We start from the raw sequence: 16,523 nt of genomic DNA, 5'->3' as shown, positions 1-16,523 counted from the left end.
AATCGCGCCTCTAATATACATTAGATATAGGCGCTAAAGGCGGTTTTTCCAAGGTTTGCAGGCATTTCCCCGGGAACGGGCCGGCTGTCCATGACGCGCTCTCTCCAGGCCTTATCTGGCCTTGGCCAGCCGGTCCCTGAGAAACTTGATCATGAACTTGTATCGCGGCGCCAGCCGCCCGGTCCGATCAAGTTCCAGCGTCATGTCGAGCGCCTGGGAAAGCACCGGCTTGGGGTTCTTGGCGACCTGAGCATAGTCGATCATGGCCACCACAAGGTCGCGCTGCCAGGTGGCATTGTTGGGGTCGGACTGGGCAAGCTGCTGGCGGATGTCGAGGCTGTCCTGGAAGGCCCGCCGCGCGCCCTTGAAGTCGCGCTGCTTGCCCTTGAGCATGCCGATTTCGGACAGCGTGATCGACAGGTCGCGCTGCCAGTCGGCATTGGCAGGATCGAGCTTGGCCAGCCGGTCGGCGATGACGAAACTGTCGGTGTAGGCCTTGAGCGCGCCCGCCCGGTCGCCTTGTATTTCCAGAATGCCGGCGACCTTTTCGAGGCTGACGGAGAGGTCGCGCTGCCAATCCGTATTGTTCGGGTCGCCGGCCGCCAGCACGCGGGCCAACGAGAGGGCTTGCCTGTAAGCCGACAGCGCATCCGGCCATTTTTCCTGGTCGCTCAGCGCATTGCCGATCTTGGCATTGCCGACAGACAGGTCGCGCTTCAGCTCGGTGTTGTCCGGGTCGCGGTCCACCAATCGTTCGACAATCGCCTGGCTTGCCCGATAGGCCGCGAGTGCGCCCACCGCATCGCTCCGCTCGCGCTTGAGGTTGCCGATCGTCGTATGGCTGACCGAGACATCGCGCTGCCGCTCGGCATCCTGCGGCTTCTTTTCGGCCAGCGCCAATCGGACCTTCAGGCTCTCTTCATAGGCCGCCTGGGCGTTGTCCAACTGGCCGGCGGTGCGCGCCAGCGCGCCGATCTCGTCATAGCTGATGGTCAGGTCGCGCTGCAGCTCGGCGCGCTCGGGTTCGTTGTCGGCAAGCTGCTTCTTGATCGACAGGCTTTCCTGGTAGACCCGCGAAGCTCCAGCCAGATCGCCTTGCGTCACCAGCACATCGCCGATCTTGTCGTCGGCCATGGCGAAGTCGCCGAACCACGGCAGACGATCGGGCTCGGCCGCAGTCAAATCCCTGAGCATGGTTCTGGCGGTCTGATAGTTCTCAAGCGCTTCCGGCAGGTCGCCCTGCGCCAGCCTGATGTTGCCGAGCTTGATGTGGCTGACGGCGAAATCGCGCTTGACGCTCGGATCGGTTTCCTGGGCCGAACGCAGCTCGAGATTGGATACCAGTGCCGCAAAGGCGCGGCCTGCCGCATCGGTGTTGCCGATAAGGGTGTAGAGCTTGCCAAGGTCGTCCAGCGTCCGGATCTGGCGATCGGCGTCGTCCAGCGTCAGCGAGGTCTGTCCGGCCTCGCCGTAAAGGGCCAGCACCGATTCATAGTCCTTGATGGCCGTGGCGTAGTCGAGATCGGCGCGTGCCGCACCGCCGGACAGAAAACGCGTCGCCGCCTCCGACAGCGTGCGGCTGACGAAATTGACCTTCAAGGCGTTGCGCGAGACATTGTCGATGTCGGCGGCCCTGGCGAGGATGGCGCGCGCGCCATCGAAGGCGCCGAGCGATAGCTGCACCTCGGCCTGCCGGCGCAGTTCCGTCACTTGCGGATCGTCGGAGGCGAGCGTCCTCATCTCGCCGCGCACCTTGACGAAGGCGTCGGCCGCCTCGTGCAGCCTGGCATTCAGGCTGTCCGCCGAGAGGTGGCTGGCGTCGGAGCTGATCAGCGCGCCATAGAGTGGCGCCAGCGGCATGTCGGCATCGCTGGCAATCTGCTCGACCTCGCCGCGCATTTCCGGTGTCACGTCGGCCATGGCGAGCAGCAGGCGCTCGCGCTCAGGCAGCTGTTCCTTGGCCGATGCGGCAAAGAACAGCTTCGGCAGGCCACTCTCGACATAGGGTAGCTGTTTGCCGCGAGACAGGTCATAGACCTCCTGCTGCACCAGTGTCAGCACCGAGCGGATCTCGAGCCCGTCGGTGCCGAGATATTTGGTCAGCGCTGTCGTGAACGGCGAATTCTGGCCGGTCCCGTCGGCCGCCGTCTCGCCCGGTGCGGCCGAGAACGCGAACAGGATGTTTTCGGCGCGGCCAATCCGGCCGAGACCCGGCCGGACTTTTTCCGCGACATCCTTTGCCAGCGATGTCGCGCCTCGCCCTTCGCCCATCGTGCCCGAAAACGGATCGCTGCGGCAGGCATCGAGCATGATCAGGCCGACCTTGGCAGTGGCCGCCACGGTGTCGCGCACCTCTTCCAGCGGCAGGCTGGTCTTCTCCAGCGCATCGAGCGAGGAGGCGTCGGCGTCGACCGGCAGCAGCCGGTTGTCGCCCGAGATTTCGACGCCGTGGCCGGAGAAATAGACGAGCGCCACGTCGGCGCCTCTGGCATCCTCGCGAAAATCGTCGAGCGCGCGGCGCATCCGTCGCAGATCGCGATTGGTTTCGAGGACGACCTCGAAGCCGAGCTTCTTCAATGCCGCTCCCATCGCCTCGCCGTCATGGACCGGATTGGCGAGTGGCCGGACCAGGCGGTAGTCGTCATCGGCGATGACCAGCGCCACGCGCCGCTCCGCCACCGCGGCGGCGGTGGCCGTGAGCATCAGCAGCAAGGCAAACAGCAAGCGCAAGTCGAACTGCCCCCCGGCTCGTTCATTTGCGCGAACATTCCACCTCTTTATGGCATGAGCAAGCCAAGCTTTTGGCGGAAAGCCGATGCTTTCAGGCAGCCCGCATCGGCTTCAAGGCCTCGCTCCAGCGCGACAGCTCGTCCAGCATGGTCTTGGCGCCGCCGCGCACCTGCTCGCTGGCGCTGAAAGCGCCTTTCTCGTCGAGCAGTTTCTGATACATCGGCAGCGCGACACCTTCCGGGATCGGCATGACGCCCACCGAGGTCAGCAATGGCTTCAGCGCCTGCGCCGCGCGCAGACCGCCGGAGACGCCGCCATAGCTGAAAATGCCGGCGGGCTTGTATTTCCATTCGCGCAAGAGATAGTCGATCGCGTTGACGATCGCCGGCGCCACGAAATAATTGTATTCCGGCGCGACGAAGACAAAGGCGTCGGCGGCATCGATCGCCTTGGACCAGGCCTTGGTATGGTCGTTCTGGTAGTTGCCAAGCCTTGGATGGTGCGGTTCGTCCAGCACCGGAAGCTTGAACGTATCGATGTCGGTCAGCACCGGCTCGAATTTTCCATGCTCGCGCGCGAACCTCTCCAGCCACTCGGCGAAAACCGGTCCGGCGCGGCCGGGCCGCGTGCTGCCGATGATGATGTTCAACTGGTGCTTCAAGGCGGGCTCCTTCGTTTGGCGGTATCTGTTGGTGACCGTGACCTACGGCAGGCCATGGCCGCGGACAAGGCGACACCGCCAGGGAGGCGGTCACAATTGCCTGAACGGACTGTCTGCCGCACGTCCCGGGTCGCATGGTTCGTGCCTGCCGTTCGGTCCCATGGACGCCCGGATTGCCAGCCACTACATTGGTGTATCAGCGGAGCAGCCCATGGACATCCAGCCCGCCCCCTTCGTCCCCCCGGCGCCAAAGCCGCGCACGACGCCTCCCTCGACGCTGGAGATGATCCGCATCGTCTACCGCAACCCGCTCGAACTGTGGGGGGAGCATACCTACAACGAGCCCTGGATCTCGGCGAGTGGCGTTGGTGGACATCTCATCGTTGCCAACGATCCGGGCCTGATCCGCCACGTGCTGGTCGACAACGCCAAGAACTACAAGATGGCGACGGTGCGCCAGAAAATCCTGCGGCCGATCTTGCGCGACGGCCTGCTGACCGCCGAGGGCGAGGTCTGGAAACGGTCGCGCAAGGCGATGGCGCCGGTGTTCACGCCGCGCCATATCTTCGGTTTCGCCCAGCCGATGCTCTGGCGCACGCGGGAGTTCGTCACCCGTTACGAAGGCGGCGGCATATCCGACATCGCCCATGACATGACGCTGCTCACCTACGACATCCTGGCCGAGACGCTGTTTTCCGGCGAAATCGCCGGCGTGCCGGGCAGTTTCGCCAACGAGATCGACCGCCTGTTCGAGACGATGGGCCGCGTCGACCCGCTGGACCTGTTGCGCGCGCCCGACTGGCTGCCGCGTCTCACCCGCATCCGCGGCCGCAAGACCATGGCCTATTTCCGCAAGATCGTCACCGACACGGTCAAGATGCGCGAAGAGAAATTCAGGCGGGATCCCGATGCCGTGCCGCAGGATTTCCTGACGCTGCTGCTCAAGGCCGAGGGCCCCGACGGGCTGACGCGGGCAGAGGTCGAGGACAACATCATCACCTTCATCGGCGCCGGCCACGATCCACGGCGCGCGCGCTTGGCTGGACGCTCTATTGCCTTGCGGAATCCCCGTGGGAGCGCAACCGCGTCGAGCAGGAGATCGACCGGGTGCTGGCGCGCGAGCCCGATCCGACGAAGTGGCTCGATGCCATGCCTTTCACGCGTGCTGCCTTCGACGAAGCACTCAGGCTGTATCCGCCGGCACCGTCGATCAACCGCGAGCCGATCGAGCCGGAAATGTGGAAGGATCTCTATATCCCGAAACACGCCGCCGTGCTGGTGATGCCATGGGTCGTCCATCGCCACCGGAAGCTTTGGGATCAGCCGAATGCCTTCCTGCCGGAGCGCTTCCATCCGGGAAACCGCGAAAAGATCGACCGCTTCCAGTATCTGCCGTTCGGTGCGGGCCCGCGCGTCTGCATCGGCGCCAGCTTCGCCATGCAGGAGGCGATCATCGCGCTGGCGATCATGCTGTCACGCTTCCGCTTCGACACCACCGCGGAGACAAAACCCTGGCCGGTGCAGAAGCTGACCACCCAACCGCAAGGCGGTTTGCCGATGCAGGTCACGCCCCGCCAGGTGTGGTGATATTCAGGTGATGCCGGCCTGCGAACGCTCCGTTCCGGTTCTCGGTATCCACCGCTCTCGGCTCGGCCTGACCTGAATCTCAACACAACTTCAAGCTGTGGTAATGAATTAAGCTGCGGGTTTGCGCTGCTGGAACTGGCCGGCGGCGCGGTAGCGCCAGAGGTAGCTGGGCAGGATCGTCGCGATCGATTGCGGCTGGATGCCGAGGCCGGCGAGCGTCCTGTTGGCCTTGGCCGCCGCGTCCGACACGATGTTGTGCTCGCGCAGCTGTATCACCTGGTCCTTGGTCAGCAGCGGATTGGGCAAGAGGCCGAGGATCGAGGCCTGGATGTTGGCCACCCACCACGGCACCGGCACCAGCAGGCGCTTGCGCTCGATCACCTCGAGCAGCTCTTCCATGCACTCCTTGAAGGTGAGCACCTTCGGCCCGCCGAGTTCATAGATCTGGCCGCCCTCGACCTTGCCGTCGACCGAGCGTGCCACCGCTTCGGCGACGTCGCCGACATAGACCGGCTGGAACTTGGTCTGGCCGCCGCCGATCAGCGGCAGCACCGGCGAATAGCGGGCCATGTTGGCGAAGCGGTTGAAGAAGGCGTCCTCGGGCCCGAAATTGATCGACGGCCGGAAGATCACGGCGTCCTTGATCGTCTCCAGAACGGCCTTTTCGCCGAGCGCCTTGGTGCGCGCGTAGTCCGATCCGGAGTTCAGATCGGCACCCAGCGCCGAAATATGGGTGAGACCGGCGCCGACGGCGCGCGCTGCCTCGGCCACGGCGCGGGCGCCGAACTCGTGGACGGCGGAGAATTTCTGCCGGCCGCTCTCATGCAGGACGGCGACCAGATTGACGACATGGTCGGCGCCCTGCACGGCGCGGTCGACTGACCAGCGCACGCGCACATTGGCCTGCACCGGCTGGATCTGGCCGACATTGCCGAGCGGCTGCAGATGGCCGGCGAGATCGGGCCGCCGGCAGGCGACGCGGATGCGATAACCGCGTTTGGCCAGCGCGCGCACGACATGGCGACCGACAAAGCCTGACCCGCCAAAGACGACGACGAGCTTTGGGGTCTGCAGGATTTCGGTCATGGCTGGCTCCGGCGCTCGCAGGCTTGGCTGAAGCCGTTTCATAATCGGTTTCGCGCCAAAGGCAAAGGGTGACGCGTGGTCGCTGCCAGCCTTATCGGAACACCTTGCCGATGCAGGGTCGGCCGAGTGGCGGTTGCCGCCGCGAATGACGAAGAACAGCAGGATCGCCGCCTGAAGACGTGGATGCAAAAACGCAGAAAACCCCGCCGAAGCGGGGTTTTCCGGGCTGCATCCATGCGAAGCCAGGGGCCGCCGGAGCGGCCTGACCTGAGACGGTATCAGGAGGGCGTGAAGCAAGTACGCCCACCCCAGCCCTGAACATCCGACATGGTGCCGCCGACCTTCTTGCAGGCGGCGGCGAAATCGACGCTGCAGTTGGCGGTCCCCCAGTGTGGATCGGGCAAGGTCGCCTTGCCCCGGACAAAGCTGGGTCGCGGTAACGCGCGGAAAGGTTCAGCGGGGCGCGAAGAAAATTGCACCACGCCGCGCCTCAAGCGGGAAAATGCGAGATAACTATCTGATATCTAACGGATTATTCAGGAAGAATAGCGGGCGGCGAATTCGGAAATGCGCTGCACCACGGCCTTGGACGCGCTGATGCCCCGCGCTTGCGCCTTCTCGGCGGCTTCGGCCCGGGCACGGCCGGGCACATGCACGCCGAAGCGCCGCCGCAGGCGGTCGAGCTGGTCCTTCATCCGCTGCTCGAAATCGGGATCGAGCAGCTTGGGTTCGATCGCAAGCACAAACAGCCCGGTGCCGGGGCTGTCTGGTCCACCACTGAACCATGGCGCGTCGAGCGACCAGTTGGCGCCCGACAGGCCCGCCGCCAGCACCTCGACCATCAGCGCGATGTTGGCGCCGCGCTGGCCGCCGAAGGCAAGCATCGCGCCCTTCATGGCGGCGGCCGGATCGGTGGTCGGATTGCCGCTGGCGTCCAGCGCCCAGCCTTCGGGGATTGTCTTGCCCTCCTCGGCCGCCTTGCGGATGTTGACGAAAGCGGTGGCGCTCGACGACTGGTCGATGACCAGCGGCGCGCCATCGGCGGCGGGTGCGGCAAACGACATCGGATTTGTGCAGTAGACCGGCTTCACCGAGCCGGAGCCGGCGAGCACGGCGGGGCCGTTGGTGGCGGCGAACGACACCAGCCCTTGCGCTGCCAGCCGGCCGGTGAAATAGCCGAGCGCGCCGCATGTATAGGCGTTCTTCTGCGAGAAGATGGCGACGCCAAACAGCCTTGCCGCCTTGGCGAGGTCGTCGATGGTGCGGTCGAAGCCGGTGTGCGCCAGCCCGCCGCGTGCATCGGAGAGGTAGATCGCCAACGCCGGCCGGGTGATCACCGGGTCTGCGTTGCCGTCGATGCGGCCGGCTTCCAGAGCCTCGAGGTAATCGATGAAATGCGAAAGCCCGACGGAGGAAAGCCCTTCCGACTCGGCGGCGATGATCGAAGCGGTTAGCGATTGTGCCGCTTCCTCATTGGCCCCGGCGCCGAGTGCCGCCATCCGGCACAATCCTTTTGCCTGGTCGAGACTGAGTTGCATCGCAATGAGTTCCTAAGCGAGTGGCGAGTGGCGAGTGGCGGAAATAGCGGAAATAGCGGGCGCTTGCTATTCGCTATTCCCTATTCCCTATTCGCTAACTCACTAACCGATCTTGTTCGGGATCCTGGCCTCGATCCTGCCGAAGGCGAGGACCAGAATACCGGTGATCGTCATGTAGATCAGCGCCAGCAGCAGCAGGGGCTCATAGGTGAGGTAGGTATCCTGCCGCACCTTGGACGAAACGGCGAAGATGTCGATGACGCTGATCGTCGCCACCAGCGGCGTCGACTTCAATTGCAGCACGGTCTCGCCGGTCAGCGTCGGCAGCGCCCGGTAGATGGCTTGCGGCAGCCAGATGCGCCGGAATGCCTTCCAGCGGCTCATGCCGAAGGCGCGGGCGGCCTCGAGTTGCCCCTTGGGCACGCCGGCAAAGGCGCCGCGCATCACTTCACCTTCATAGCCGGCAAAAGACAAGGTCAACGCCAGCACGCCATAGGGCCAGGCTTGCCGCAGATACGGCCACATCCAGGATCCACGGATCCACGGATATTGCGGGAACAGCGAGCCCAGCCCGTAATAGAGCAGCCACAGCTGGATCAGCAGCGGCGTGCCCCGGATCACCGTGCAGAACGCCTTGGCGGGCGCGGCGAACCAGAAGGAGCCGGTGGCCTGCGCCAGCCCGAGTGGCACGGCAAGCAGGAAGCCCAGCACGCAGGTGACGGCCAGGATCCACAGCGAGCGCCAGATGCCGATCAATCCCATTTCATAATATTGCGGCAGCCAGTCCCAGCGCATGAAAAAGGCCGCCGACAGAACCAGGCCGAGCGCGATCAGGATCAGCATGATGCGGTGCGGCTGCAGCCACAGCGACGTTCGCGCGACGACGTTGATGATGGCCGCCTCGTTGGCCATCAGCGCGCCTCTCTGAGCGAAGGCATGCCGCGCCGCGACCAGGCCTCGACACGGCCGATGAGGAGGTTGGAAAACAGCGACAGCAGCAGATAGAGCACAGCCGCGGCGAAGAAGAAGGTGAAATAGGCTTTGGTGACGCCGGCGGCCTGCCGCGTTGCCAGCGCCAGCTCGTAGAACCCGACGACCGCCAGCAGCGCGGTGTCCTTGGTGGCGATCAGCCAGAGATTGGCGAGGCCCGGTATGGCGAAGGGCAGCATTGCCGGCAAGGTGATGCGCCGCAGAAGCAGGCCTGGAGACATTCCATAGGCGCGCGCGGCTTCGATTTGCCCTTGCGGAATGGCCAGGATCGCGCCGCGTATCACCTCGGTCGAATAGGCGCCCTGGACAAAGCCGAGCACGGCGATGCCGGCGGCAAGGCCGCTAATGTCGACGCGCTGATAACCCATTGCCGTCAGCGCCTGGTTGATGAGGTCGGTTCCGGCATAATAGAGCAGCAGGATCAGCACCAGTTCGGGCACGGCGCGCACGATGGTGGTGTAGACCGCCAGCAGATCGCGCACCACCGGGCCGCCATAAAGCTTGCCATAGGCGCCGCCAGTGCCGATCAAGAGACCGAGACATGTGGCGCCCAGCGCGATCTCGATCGAATGGAGCAGCCCAACCAAAAGGGTCCCGCCCCAGCCCGGCGGATTGGGCGAGAGAAGTTCGATGATGCCGGCCGCCGAGGCCGAAAGAAATGCGTCGATCAGCGTCGCCCCCGGATTGCTGGCTCTAACCGCCGACGGCTGCGTCTGCGGCAAACATGCCTGGGAAAGATCGGGCAGGAGGGGCATGGCGCTGACGCCATGCCCCTCAGCTCATGCGAGAGGATTGTCAGTTCGACTGCGCGCCGCCGCCGCCGTAAATGTCAAAATCGAAGTACTTCTTCGAGATCTCGTCGTATTTGCCGTTGGCGCGGATCGCCTTGATGCCGGCGTTGATCTTGTCCTTCAACTCGGTGTCTTCCTTGCGCACGCCGGCCCCGACGCCCGGTCCGAGCACTTCGTCATCCGGTGCCACCATGCCCTTCAGATCGCAGCAGGCCTTGCCTTGGTCCGATTTGAGAAATTCACCAAGCGCGATGGAATCGGCCTGCACCGCGTCGAGGCGGCCGGCCGCCAGATCGTTGTTGGCTTCGTCCTGGGTCTGGTATTCCTTGATTTCCGCCGCTCCGGTGAAGTGCTTCTTGGCGTAGACAGCGTGCACGGTCGACACCTGAACGCCGATGACCTTGCCCTTGAGGTCGTCCGGAGTGGCGCCGAATTTCTGGTCCTTTGGCCCGATGATCGCCGTCGGCGTGTTGTAATACTTGTCCGAGAAGTCGATCGTCTTCTTGCGCTCGTTGGTAATCGACATCGAGCTGACGATGAGGTCGATCTTCTTCGTCGTCAGCGCCGGAATGATGCCGTCCCAGGCAACCGGGGTGATGACGCAGTCGAGTTTCTCTTCGGCGCAGACGGCGTCGATGAACTCGATTTCCCAGCCGACCCACTTGCCCGATGCATCCGGCGAGGTGAAGGGTGGATAGGGCTCGGCGGCGACACCGATCTTGACCGGATCGGCCTTGGCCACGCCCATGGCGGCAATGCCGAGCAGCAGCGCTGCGGCGAATGTCTTCAGAACGGTCTTCATTTCACGACTCCCAGTTTGTTGTTGGTTCCCGGTTTTCTTCCGTCCCGGCCTGTCCTAGCCGATGTTGCGGATGAACTGCTTCAGCCTTTCGGATTTCGGCGCGCCGAAGATTTGCTCCGGCGGCCCTTCTTCCTCGACCAGCCCGTTGTAGAGGTAGACGACATGCGTCGCGACCTCCCGGGCAAACTTCATTTCATGGGTGACCAGCACCATGGTGCGGCCTTCGCGCGCCAGGTCGCCGATCACCTTCAGCACCTCGCCGACTAGCTCAGGGTCGAGCGCCGAGGTCGGCTCGTCGAAAAGCATGACGCGCGGATTGATGGCTAGCGCCCGGGCGATTGCGGCGCGCTGCTGCTGGCCGCCCGACAGATAGGCCGGATAGACGTCGCGCTTTTCGGCAAGGCCGACGCGGGCGAGCAGCTTTTCGGCCTCTGCGATCGCCACATCGCGCTTGACACCAAGCACATGCACCGGAACCTCGATGACGTTTTCGATCAGCGTCATGTGGCTCCACAGGTTGAAGTTCTGGAACACCATGCCGAGCTTGGAGCGGATGCGCTCGATCTGCTTGCGGTCGGCCGGAACCGTGTGGCCGTGGCTGTCGGCCTTGAGCTTGATCTCTTCGCCATTGACGCGGATGATACCGCTGGTCGGATTTTCCAGGCAGTTGATGCAGCGCAGCAGCGTCGACTTGCCCGAGCCTGAGCCCCCGATAATGGCGATCACCTCGCCGTCACGCGCCGACAGCGACACGCCCTTCAGCACATGCAGCTCACCGAACCTCTTGTGCAGGTTCTCGACATGAATGGCTTCGGCGGCGCCGCCCTGCGCCGTCTGTTTCAATGCGGATGCGGCGCCTTGCGCTATCATCCCGGATGCGGCACTTGTAGCCGTCATCCCTTCGACGCTCCGCGGAGCGGTCGACCTCGTCGCTGCTGGTATCTTTTACCCATTACCCATCACTGGACAGAGTTCCCATTCTCAGGATGGACCGTTCCGCTTGCCTCCGTCAACCATGGTTTTTGGACTATTGATCACAGCCTGCCGTAGTGGTTAGTGGCGGCAACGGACGTTTCGGGAGAATTTAGTGGGCAAATCATACGGGTCGCAGTCCATGGCCGGACCCTTGAAACGCGTGCTGATGCGGTCCGCCGCCAGCGCCATGCGTCATGCAAGGGCACAGGAATGGCACTATGGTCCGGGTTTCGATCCGCAAAAGGCCGCAACCCAGCATGAGCAATTGACCGGCATGGTCGCGGCCTCCGGCGCCGAGATCGAATGGCTGACGGATGCCGATGACGGGCTGGCCGATTCCGTCTTCACCCACGATCCGTCGCTGATGACCGATCATGGCGCGATTATTCTCTCGATGGGCAAGGCGTTGCGCCGGGTCGAGCCCGGCCTGCATGAGGCAGCCTACGAGCGCATGGGCATTCCCATTCTCGGCCGCATCGACGATCCGGGCCAGGTGGAAGGCGGCGACTGTGTCTGGGTCGATGCGACCACGCTGGCCGTCGGCCGTGGCGCGCGCACCAACCAGGACGGTATCCAGCAGCTTTCGAACCTGCTTTCGCCCAAGGGCATTTCGGTTTTTGGCTTCGACCTGCCGCTCTGGCATGGGGAGGAAGCCTGCCTGCATCTGATGTCGGTGATCAGTCCGCTCGCCGACGATCTGGCGCTGGTCTACGCGCCGCTGCTGCCGGCCGCCTTCTACCAGCTGCTGCGGGCGCGCGGCATCACGCTGGTCGAGGGTGACGCCGACGAGTTCTTCATCTCCAACGGGCTCAGCCTCAACGTGCTGCCGACCGCGCCGCGCCAGGTCATTGCCGTTGCCGGTTTCCCCAGGACTGCGGCTGCCATGCAGGCTGCCGGCTGCGTGGTTTCCACCTTCGAGGCGGACGCACTCTGCATCGCCTGCGAGGGCGGCCCGACCTGCCTGACGCGCCCGGTGCTGCGCCAATGACCACCATTGGGACCATCACTGGGACGACTGTCGGTGAGGCGCTTATCTCGCTGCTCGAAGCTCATGGCGTCGACACGGTCTTCGGCATTCCCGGGGTGCACACGGTCGAACTCTACCGGGGGCTGGCGCGCTCGACGATCCGCCATGTCACGCCGCGCCACGAACAGGGCGCCGGCTTCATGGCCGACGGCTATGCACGCGCCAGCGGCCGGCCGGGCGTCGCCTTCGTCATCACCGGACCGGGGCTCACCAACACCATCACCGCCATGGGACAGGCACGTGCCGATTCCGTGCCGATGCTGGTCATCTCCGGCGTCAACGCCATGCCGACGCTGGGCAAGGGGCTGGGTTTTCTGCACGAACTGCCCGACCAGCGCGGCATGATGGAGAAAGTGGCGCTGTTTTCGCAGCGCGTTACCGAGGCCAGGGAATTGCCCGGTGCCCTGGCGCAGGCCTTCGCCCTGTTTTCATCGGCCCGGCCCGGCCCGGTGCATATCGAGATCCCGACCGACGTCATGGTCAAGCCGGCGGATGGCATCGCTGCCATGCTGAGCAATGTAACGCCGCCCGCGCCGGAAGCTGCCGCAATTGCCAGCGCCGCCAAGCTCATCGCTGCCGCGCGCCGCCCCCTGATCCTGGTCGGCGGCGGTGCCAAGCGTGCCGAAGCGCCATTGCGCCGCCTGGCCGAACGGCTGGGAGCGCCGGTCGTCCAGACCGCCAATGCGCGCGGCCTGCTGCATGGTCATCCCCTTTGCGTGCCAGCCAGCCCGAGCCTGAAGGCGGTGCGGGCGCTGATGGCCGACGCCGATCTGGTGATTGCCGCCGGCACCGAATTCGGCCCCACCGACTATGACGGCTACAGCGATGGCGGCTTTGTGCTGCCCGCCAATCTGATCCGCATCGATATCGGCGCGGATCAGCTTGCCCGCCGCCCGGCGACGGTTTCGATCCAGGCCGATTGCGCCGAGGCGCTCGAAGCGCTGCTCCCGCAAATCAGCCATGTCCCGGCAAGCGAGGACGGTCCGCCGCGCGCCGCCGCCGCGCGGCAAGCGGCCTTTGCCGAGCTCAATCCGACGCTGCGGGAGCAGGTGCGCGCCGTCGAGGTGATCCGCGACACTTTGCCGGGCGCGTTCATCGTCGGCGATTCAACGCAGCCGATCTATGCCGCCAACCTCTATTACGACCATGATCGGCCAGGCGGCTGGTTCAATGCCGCGACCGGCTTCGGCGCGCTCGGCTATGGCCCGCCGGCGGCGATCGGTGCTGCTCTTGCCGTGCCCGAGGCGCCGGTCGTCTGCCTCACGGGTGACGGCGGCTTCCAGTTCACGCTGCCGGAACTGGGCGCCGCGCTCGATGCCCGGGCGCCCGTCATCTTCGTCGTTTGGAACAATCGCGGCTACCGCGAGATCGAAACCTCGATGCTCGATGTCGGGGTCGAGCCGGTCGGCGTGTCGCCGGCGCCGCCGGATTTCTGCAAGCTGGCTGAGGCCTATGGCATCGGCGCCGAACGGCTGTCCGATATCGCCGCTCTAACGGACGCGCTGAAACGCGCTCGCGCAACCGGACTGCCACGCGTCATCGAAATCACGGTTGACTGAATATCGGTGGCCCGACTTCCCGCCTCGGCCATTGCCCACGGCTAGCCGGTGGCGGACGCATGCAAAGACGCGACAACTGCCATGTCGAGATTTCAATTGAGTGATGGCGAGAAAGGCGCGACGCTTCGCGTCGGCGGCGCAAGAAACGACCTAACGATAAAAAATGACAGGAGCGGTCCAAGATGACGGAAACCCTTGAAGGCAGGCATATCGTCGTGACCGGTGGAACCGGTGCGCTCGGCGGTGCGGTTGTCGGCAAACTTTTGAGTGACGGCGCGATCTGCCATGTGCCCAATGCCCATGCCGCCGCACCAGCCCATTTCCCTTTCACCGCGCATGATCGTGTCGAGCTGGTGCACAATGTCGATCTCTCGGACTCCGCCAAGGTCGAGGCGTTCTACAGCCAGGTTCCCGGCCTGTGGGGGTCGATCCACCTGGCCGGAGGCTTCACGGGAGCGCCGGTGGAAAAGATCGAGTCGGCGTCGTTTGCCGAGATGATGGACACCAATGCGCGCACCGCCTTCCTGTGCTGCCGCGCGGCGGTACGCTCGATGCTGGCATCAGGCACGGCAGGCCGCATCGTCAATATCGCTGCACGGGCGGCATTGGAGCCGCGCAAGGGTGCGGGCTCGGTCGCCTACGCGGCAAGCAAGGCGGCGGTGGCGGCGATGACGGTGGCGATGGCCGAGGAGCTGAAGCACAAGGGCATCCTGGTCAACGCCGTGGCGCCGTCGACGCTCGACACGCCGGCAAACCGCGCCGATATGCCGGATGCCGATGTCACCAGATGGGTCAGTCTCGAAGCCGCCGCCGAAGCCATCGCCTATCTCGCCTCGCCGGCCAATCAGGCGATGAGCGGCACGCTGGTGCCGCTTTACGGCAGGGCCTAACCTTCCGACCTTCCAACCTTCACGTCGATCAAAGAAGAACCCCGCCGGATTGCTCCGGCGGGGTTTTGTTTTCGAGCTTATGCGAAGACTTCGCTGTGCGAAGGACTTAGCTGCCCTGCTTCTTCAGCGCGGCACCCAGGATGTCGCCCAGCGAAGCGCCGGAGTCGGTCGAGCCGTACTGAGCGACCGCTTCCTTCTCTTCGGCGATTTCCAGCGCCTTGATCGAGACCTGCAGCTTGCGGGTCTTCTTGTCGAAGGCGATGACGCGGGCGTCGACCTTCTGGCCGACGGTGAAGCGCTCGGGGCGCTGCTCGTCGCGGTCGCGGCTCAGATCGGAGCGCTTGATGAAGGTCTCGATGCCGCTGTCGACCAGCCGCACTTCCAGACCGCCATCCTTGACGCCGATGACTTCACAGGTGACCACCGCGTTCTTGCGCAGTTCGCCTGAAGTCGCCGCTTCGCCGACCGTATCCTTGGCCAGCTGCTTGATGCCGAGCGAGATGCGCTCCTTGTCGATGTCGACGTCGAGCACCTGCGCCTTGACCATGTCGCCGCGATTGTACTCTTCGATGACCTGCTCGCCCGGACGCGTCCAGTCGAGGTCGGAAAGGTGGACCATGCCGTCCACGTCGCCTTCGAGGCCGATGAACAGGCCGAACTCGGTCTTGTTCTTGACCTCGCCCTCGACCTGGCTGCCGACCGGATGGCTCGAGGCGAAAGCCTGCCACGGATTCTCGAGCGTCTGCTTGAGGCCGAGCGAGATGCGGCGCTTGGCCGGATCGACCTCAAGCACCACAACGTCGACTTCCTGGGTCGTCGACAGGATCTTGCCGGGATGCACGTTCTTCTTCGTCCACGACATTTCCGAAACGTGGATGAGACCCTCGATGCCCGGCTCCAGCTCGACGAACGCGCCGTAGTCGGTGATGTTGGTGACGGTACCCTTGATCTTCTTGCCGATCGGGAACTTGGTGCCGATCTCGGACCACGGATCGCTCTCGAGCTGCTTCATGCCGAGCGAGATGCGGTGGGTTTCCTGGTTGATGCGGATGATCTGCACCTTGACCGTCTGACCGATGTTGAGGATTTCGGTCGGATGGTTGACGCGGCGCCATGCCATGTCGGTGACATGCAGCAGGCCGTCGATGCCGCCGAGGTCGACGAACGCACCGTAATCGGTGATGTTCTTGACGACGCCTTCGACAACTTGGCCTTCTTCGAGATTCTGCACGATTTCCGAACGCTGTTCGGCGCGGCTCTCCTCGAGCACGGTACGGCGCGACACCACGATGTTGCCGCGGCGGCGATCCATCTTGAGGATCTCGAAGGGCTGCGGGTTGTGCATCAGCGGGGAGACGTCGCGGATCGGGCGGATATCGACCTGGCTGCGCGGCAGGAAGGCCACGGCGCCGTCGAGGTCGACGGTGAAGCCGCCCTTGACCTGGTTGAAGATAACGCCTTCGACGCGCTCACCCTTGGTGAACTTCTCTTCGAGACGGACCCAGCTCTCTTCGCGGCGGGCCTTCTCACGCGAAAGCATCGCTTCGCCAAGCGCGTTCTCGATGCGCTCGACATAGACTTCGACGGTGTCACCGACCTTGAGGGTGGTGTCCTTGCCCTTGACGCCGAATTCCTTCAGCGGCACGCGGCCTTCGACCTTGAGGCCAACGTCGATGATCGCCATGTCTTTTTCAATGGCGGTGATGATGCCCTTGACGACCTGGCCTTCGCCGGAATGGCCGGCGGTAAATGATTCTTCGAGCAGGCTCGCGAAATCATCGCGAGTGGGATTTGCAGCTGACATTGTTTCTCCTGGAGTGCCCCGCATCTCAAGCGGGACGGGCGCCGTGGGTTAGCGTTGCGTTAGCCTGCCGGCGTTCCGGGCTA

General features: G+C 64.3%; 12 protein-coding genes and 1 pseudogene. 4 read left to right on the top strand and 9 right to left on the bottom strand.

The features are described 5' to 3' along the window. Nucleotides 1-111: 111 nt before the first annotated feature. The gene (locus NKH19_RS08645) at nucleotides 112-2,730 is read right to left on the bottom strand and encodes a caspase family protein (RefSeq protein ID WP_352982096.1); all 2,619 of its coding nucleotides are present in this window, start codon (nucleotides 2,728-2,730) and stop codon (nucleotides 112-114) included. Between the two features lie 91 nt (nucleotides 2,731-2,821). Further along, nucleotides 2,822-3,391, bottom strand: a complete 570-nt coding sequence (locus NKH19_RS08640; protein ID WP_352869190.1) for an NADPH-dependent FMN reductase — start codon at nucleotides 3,389-3,391, stop codon at nucleotides 2,822-2,824. A gap of 211 nt (nucleotides 3,392-3,602) precedes the next feature. Between NKH19_RS08640 and NKH19_RS08635 the strand changes: the two are divergent. After that, nucleotides 3,603-4,978 (top strand): annotated as a pseudogene (locus tag NKH19_RS08635) (cytochrome P450). A 108-nt stretch (nucleotides 4,979-5,086) separates the two neighbouring features. Here the strand turns inward: NKH19_RS08635 and NKH19_RS08630 are convergent. The 6 genes from NKH19_RS08630 to NKH19_RS08605 form a co-directional block, all read right to left on the bottom strand. After that, entirely contained in the window at nucleotides 5,087-6,064 is a 978-nt protein-coding gene (locus NKH19_RS08630; protein ID WP_352869187.1) for a complex I NDUFA9 subunit family protein, read from the bottom strand. Nucleotides 6,065-6,600: 536 nt separating this feature from the next. Further along, on the bottom strand, nucleotides 6,601-7,602 hold the full coding sequence (locus NKH19_RS08625; RefSeq protein WP_352869185.1) for an Ldh family oxidoreductase: 1,002 nt from the start codon (nucleotides 7,600-7,602) through the stop codon (nucleotides 6,601-6,603). A 102-nt stretch (nucleotides 7,603-7,704) separates the two neighbouring features. Then, nucleotides 7,705-8,514: an ABC transporter permease gene (locus tag NKH19_RS08620; protein WP_352869183.1), complete on the bottom strand. Its 810-nt coding sequence runs from the start codon at nucleotides 8,512-8,514 to the stop codon at nucleotides 7,705-7,707. Next, a complete protein-coding gene (locus NKH19_RS08615) occupies nucleotides 8,514-9,179 on the bottom strand; it encodes an ABC transporter permease (protein ID WP_352869387.1) in 666 nt (221 codons plus the stop codon). Before NKH19_RS08615 ends, NKH19_RS08620 begins: the two co-directional genes overlap by 1 nt. 208 nt (nucleotides 9,180-9,387) lie before the next feature. Next, nucleotides 9,388-10,185 carry a transporter substrate-binding domain-containing protein gene (locus NKH19_RS08610; protein WP_352869181.1) on the bottom strand — a complete coding sequence of 266 codons (798 nt, stop codon included), beginning with the start codon at nucleotides 10,183-10,185 and terminating at the stop codon, nucleotides 9,388-9,390. Nucleotides 10,186-10,239: 54 nt separating this feature from the next. Next, a complete protein-coding gene (locus tag NKH19_RS08605) occupies nucleotides 10,240-11,055 on the bottom strand; it encodes an ABC transporter ATP-binding protein (RefSeq protein ID WP_352869385.1) in 816 nt (271 codons plus the stop codon). Nucleotides 11,056-11,299: 244 nt separating this feature from the next. Here NKH19_RS08605 and NKH19_RS08600 point away from each other — a divergent pair, with 244 nt between their 5' ends. From NKH19_RS08600 to NKH19_RS08590, 3 genes are all read left to right on the top strand, one after another. Next, entirely contained in the window at nucleotides 11,300-12,148 is an 849-nt protein-coding gene (locus NKH19_RS08600; RefSeq protein WP_352869383.1) for a dimethylarginine dimethylaminohydrolase family protein, read from the top strand. Next, nucleotides 12,145-13,746, top strand: a complete 1,602-nt coding sequence (locus NKH19_RS08595) for a 5-guanidino-2-oxopentanoate decarboxylase (protein WP_352869178.1) — start codon at nucleotides 12,145-12,147, stop codon at nucleotides 13,744-13,746. Before NKH19_RS08600 ends, NKH19_RS08595 begins: the two co-directional genes overlap by 4 nt. Before the next feature lie 182 nt (nucleotides 13,747-13,928). Further along, a complete protein-coding gene (locus tag NKH19_RS08590; RefSeq protein ID WP_352869175.1) occupies nucleotides 13,929-14,636 on the top strand; it encodes an SDR family NAD(P)-dependent oxidoreductase in 708 nt (235 codons plus the stop codon). A 106-nt stretch (nucleotides 14,637-14,742) separates the two neighbouring features. Here NKH19_RS08590 and rpsA read toward each other — a convergent pair whose 3' ends face one another. Then, nucleotides 14,743-16,440: a 30S ribosomal protein S1 gene (gene rpsA / locus NKH19_RS08585; RefSeq protein WP_023811516.1), complete on the bottom strand. Its 1,698-nt coding sequence runs from the start codon at nucleotides 16,438-16,440 to the stop codon at nucleotides 14,743-14,745. Between the last annotated feature and the right edge of the window lie 83 nt (nucleotides 16,441-16,523).

Origin of the sequence: Mesorhizobium sp. M1338, assembly GCF_040318045.1 — a bacterium.
GTDB lineage: Bacteria > Pseudomonadota > Alphaproteobacteria > Rhizobiales > Rhizobiaceae > Mesorhizobium.
Note: the sequence above shows the minus strand (reverse complement) of the source record. Positions and strands in the feature narration are given on the sequence as shown.

What these genes read in the sequence shown, in the direction of transcription:
- NKH19_RS08605 (WP_352869385.1), bottom strand. Translation starts at nt 11,055, where the DNA reads ATGATAGCGCAAGGCGCCGCATCCGCATTGAAACAGACGGCGCAGGGC.
- NKH19_RS08620 (WP_352869183.1), bottom strand. Translation starts at nt 8,514, where the DNA reads ATGGCCAACGAGGCGGCCATCATCAACGTCGTCGCGCGAACGTCGCTG.
- NKH19_RS08595 (WP_352869178.1), top strand. Translation starts at nt 12,145, where the DNA reads ATGACCACCATTGGGACCATCACTGGGACGACTGTCGGTGAGGCGCTT.
- NKH19_RS08610 (WP_352869181.1), bottom strand. Translation starts at nt 10,185, where the DNA reads ATGAAGACCGTTCTGAAGACATTCGCCGCAGCGCTGCTGCTCGGCATT.
- NKH19_RS08600 (WP_352869383.1), top strand. Translation starts at nt 11,300, where the DNA reads ATGGCCGGACCCTTGAAACGCGTGCTGATGCGGTCCGCCGCCAGCGCC.
- NKH19_RS08625 (WP_352869185.1), bottom strand. Translation starts at nt 7,602, where the DNA reads ATGCAACTCAGTCTCGACCAGGCAAAAGGATTGTGCCGGATGGCGGCA.
- rpsA (WP_023811516.1), bottom strand. Translation starts at nt 16,440, where the DNA reads ATGTCAGCTGCAAATCCCACTCGCGATGATTTCGCGAGCCTGCTCGAA.
- NKH19_RS08590 (WP_352869175.1), top strand. Translation starts at nt 13,929, where the DNA reads ATGACGGAAACCCTTGAAGGCAGGCATATCGTCGTGACCGGTGGAACC.
- NKH19_RS08630 (WP_352869187.1), bottom strand. Translation starts at nt 6,064, where the DNA reads ATGACCGAAATCCTGCAGACCCCAAAGCTCGTCGTCGTCTTTGGCGGG.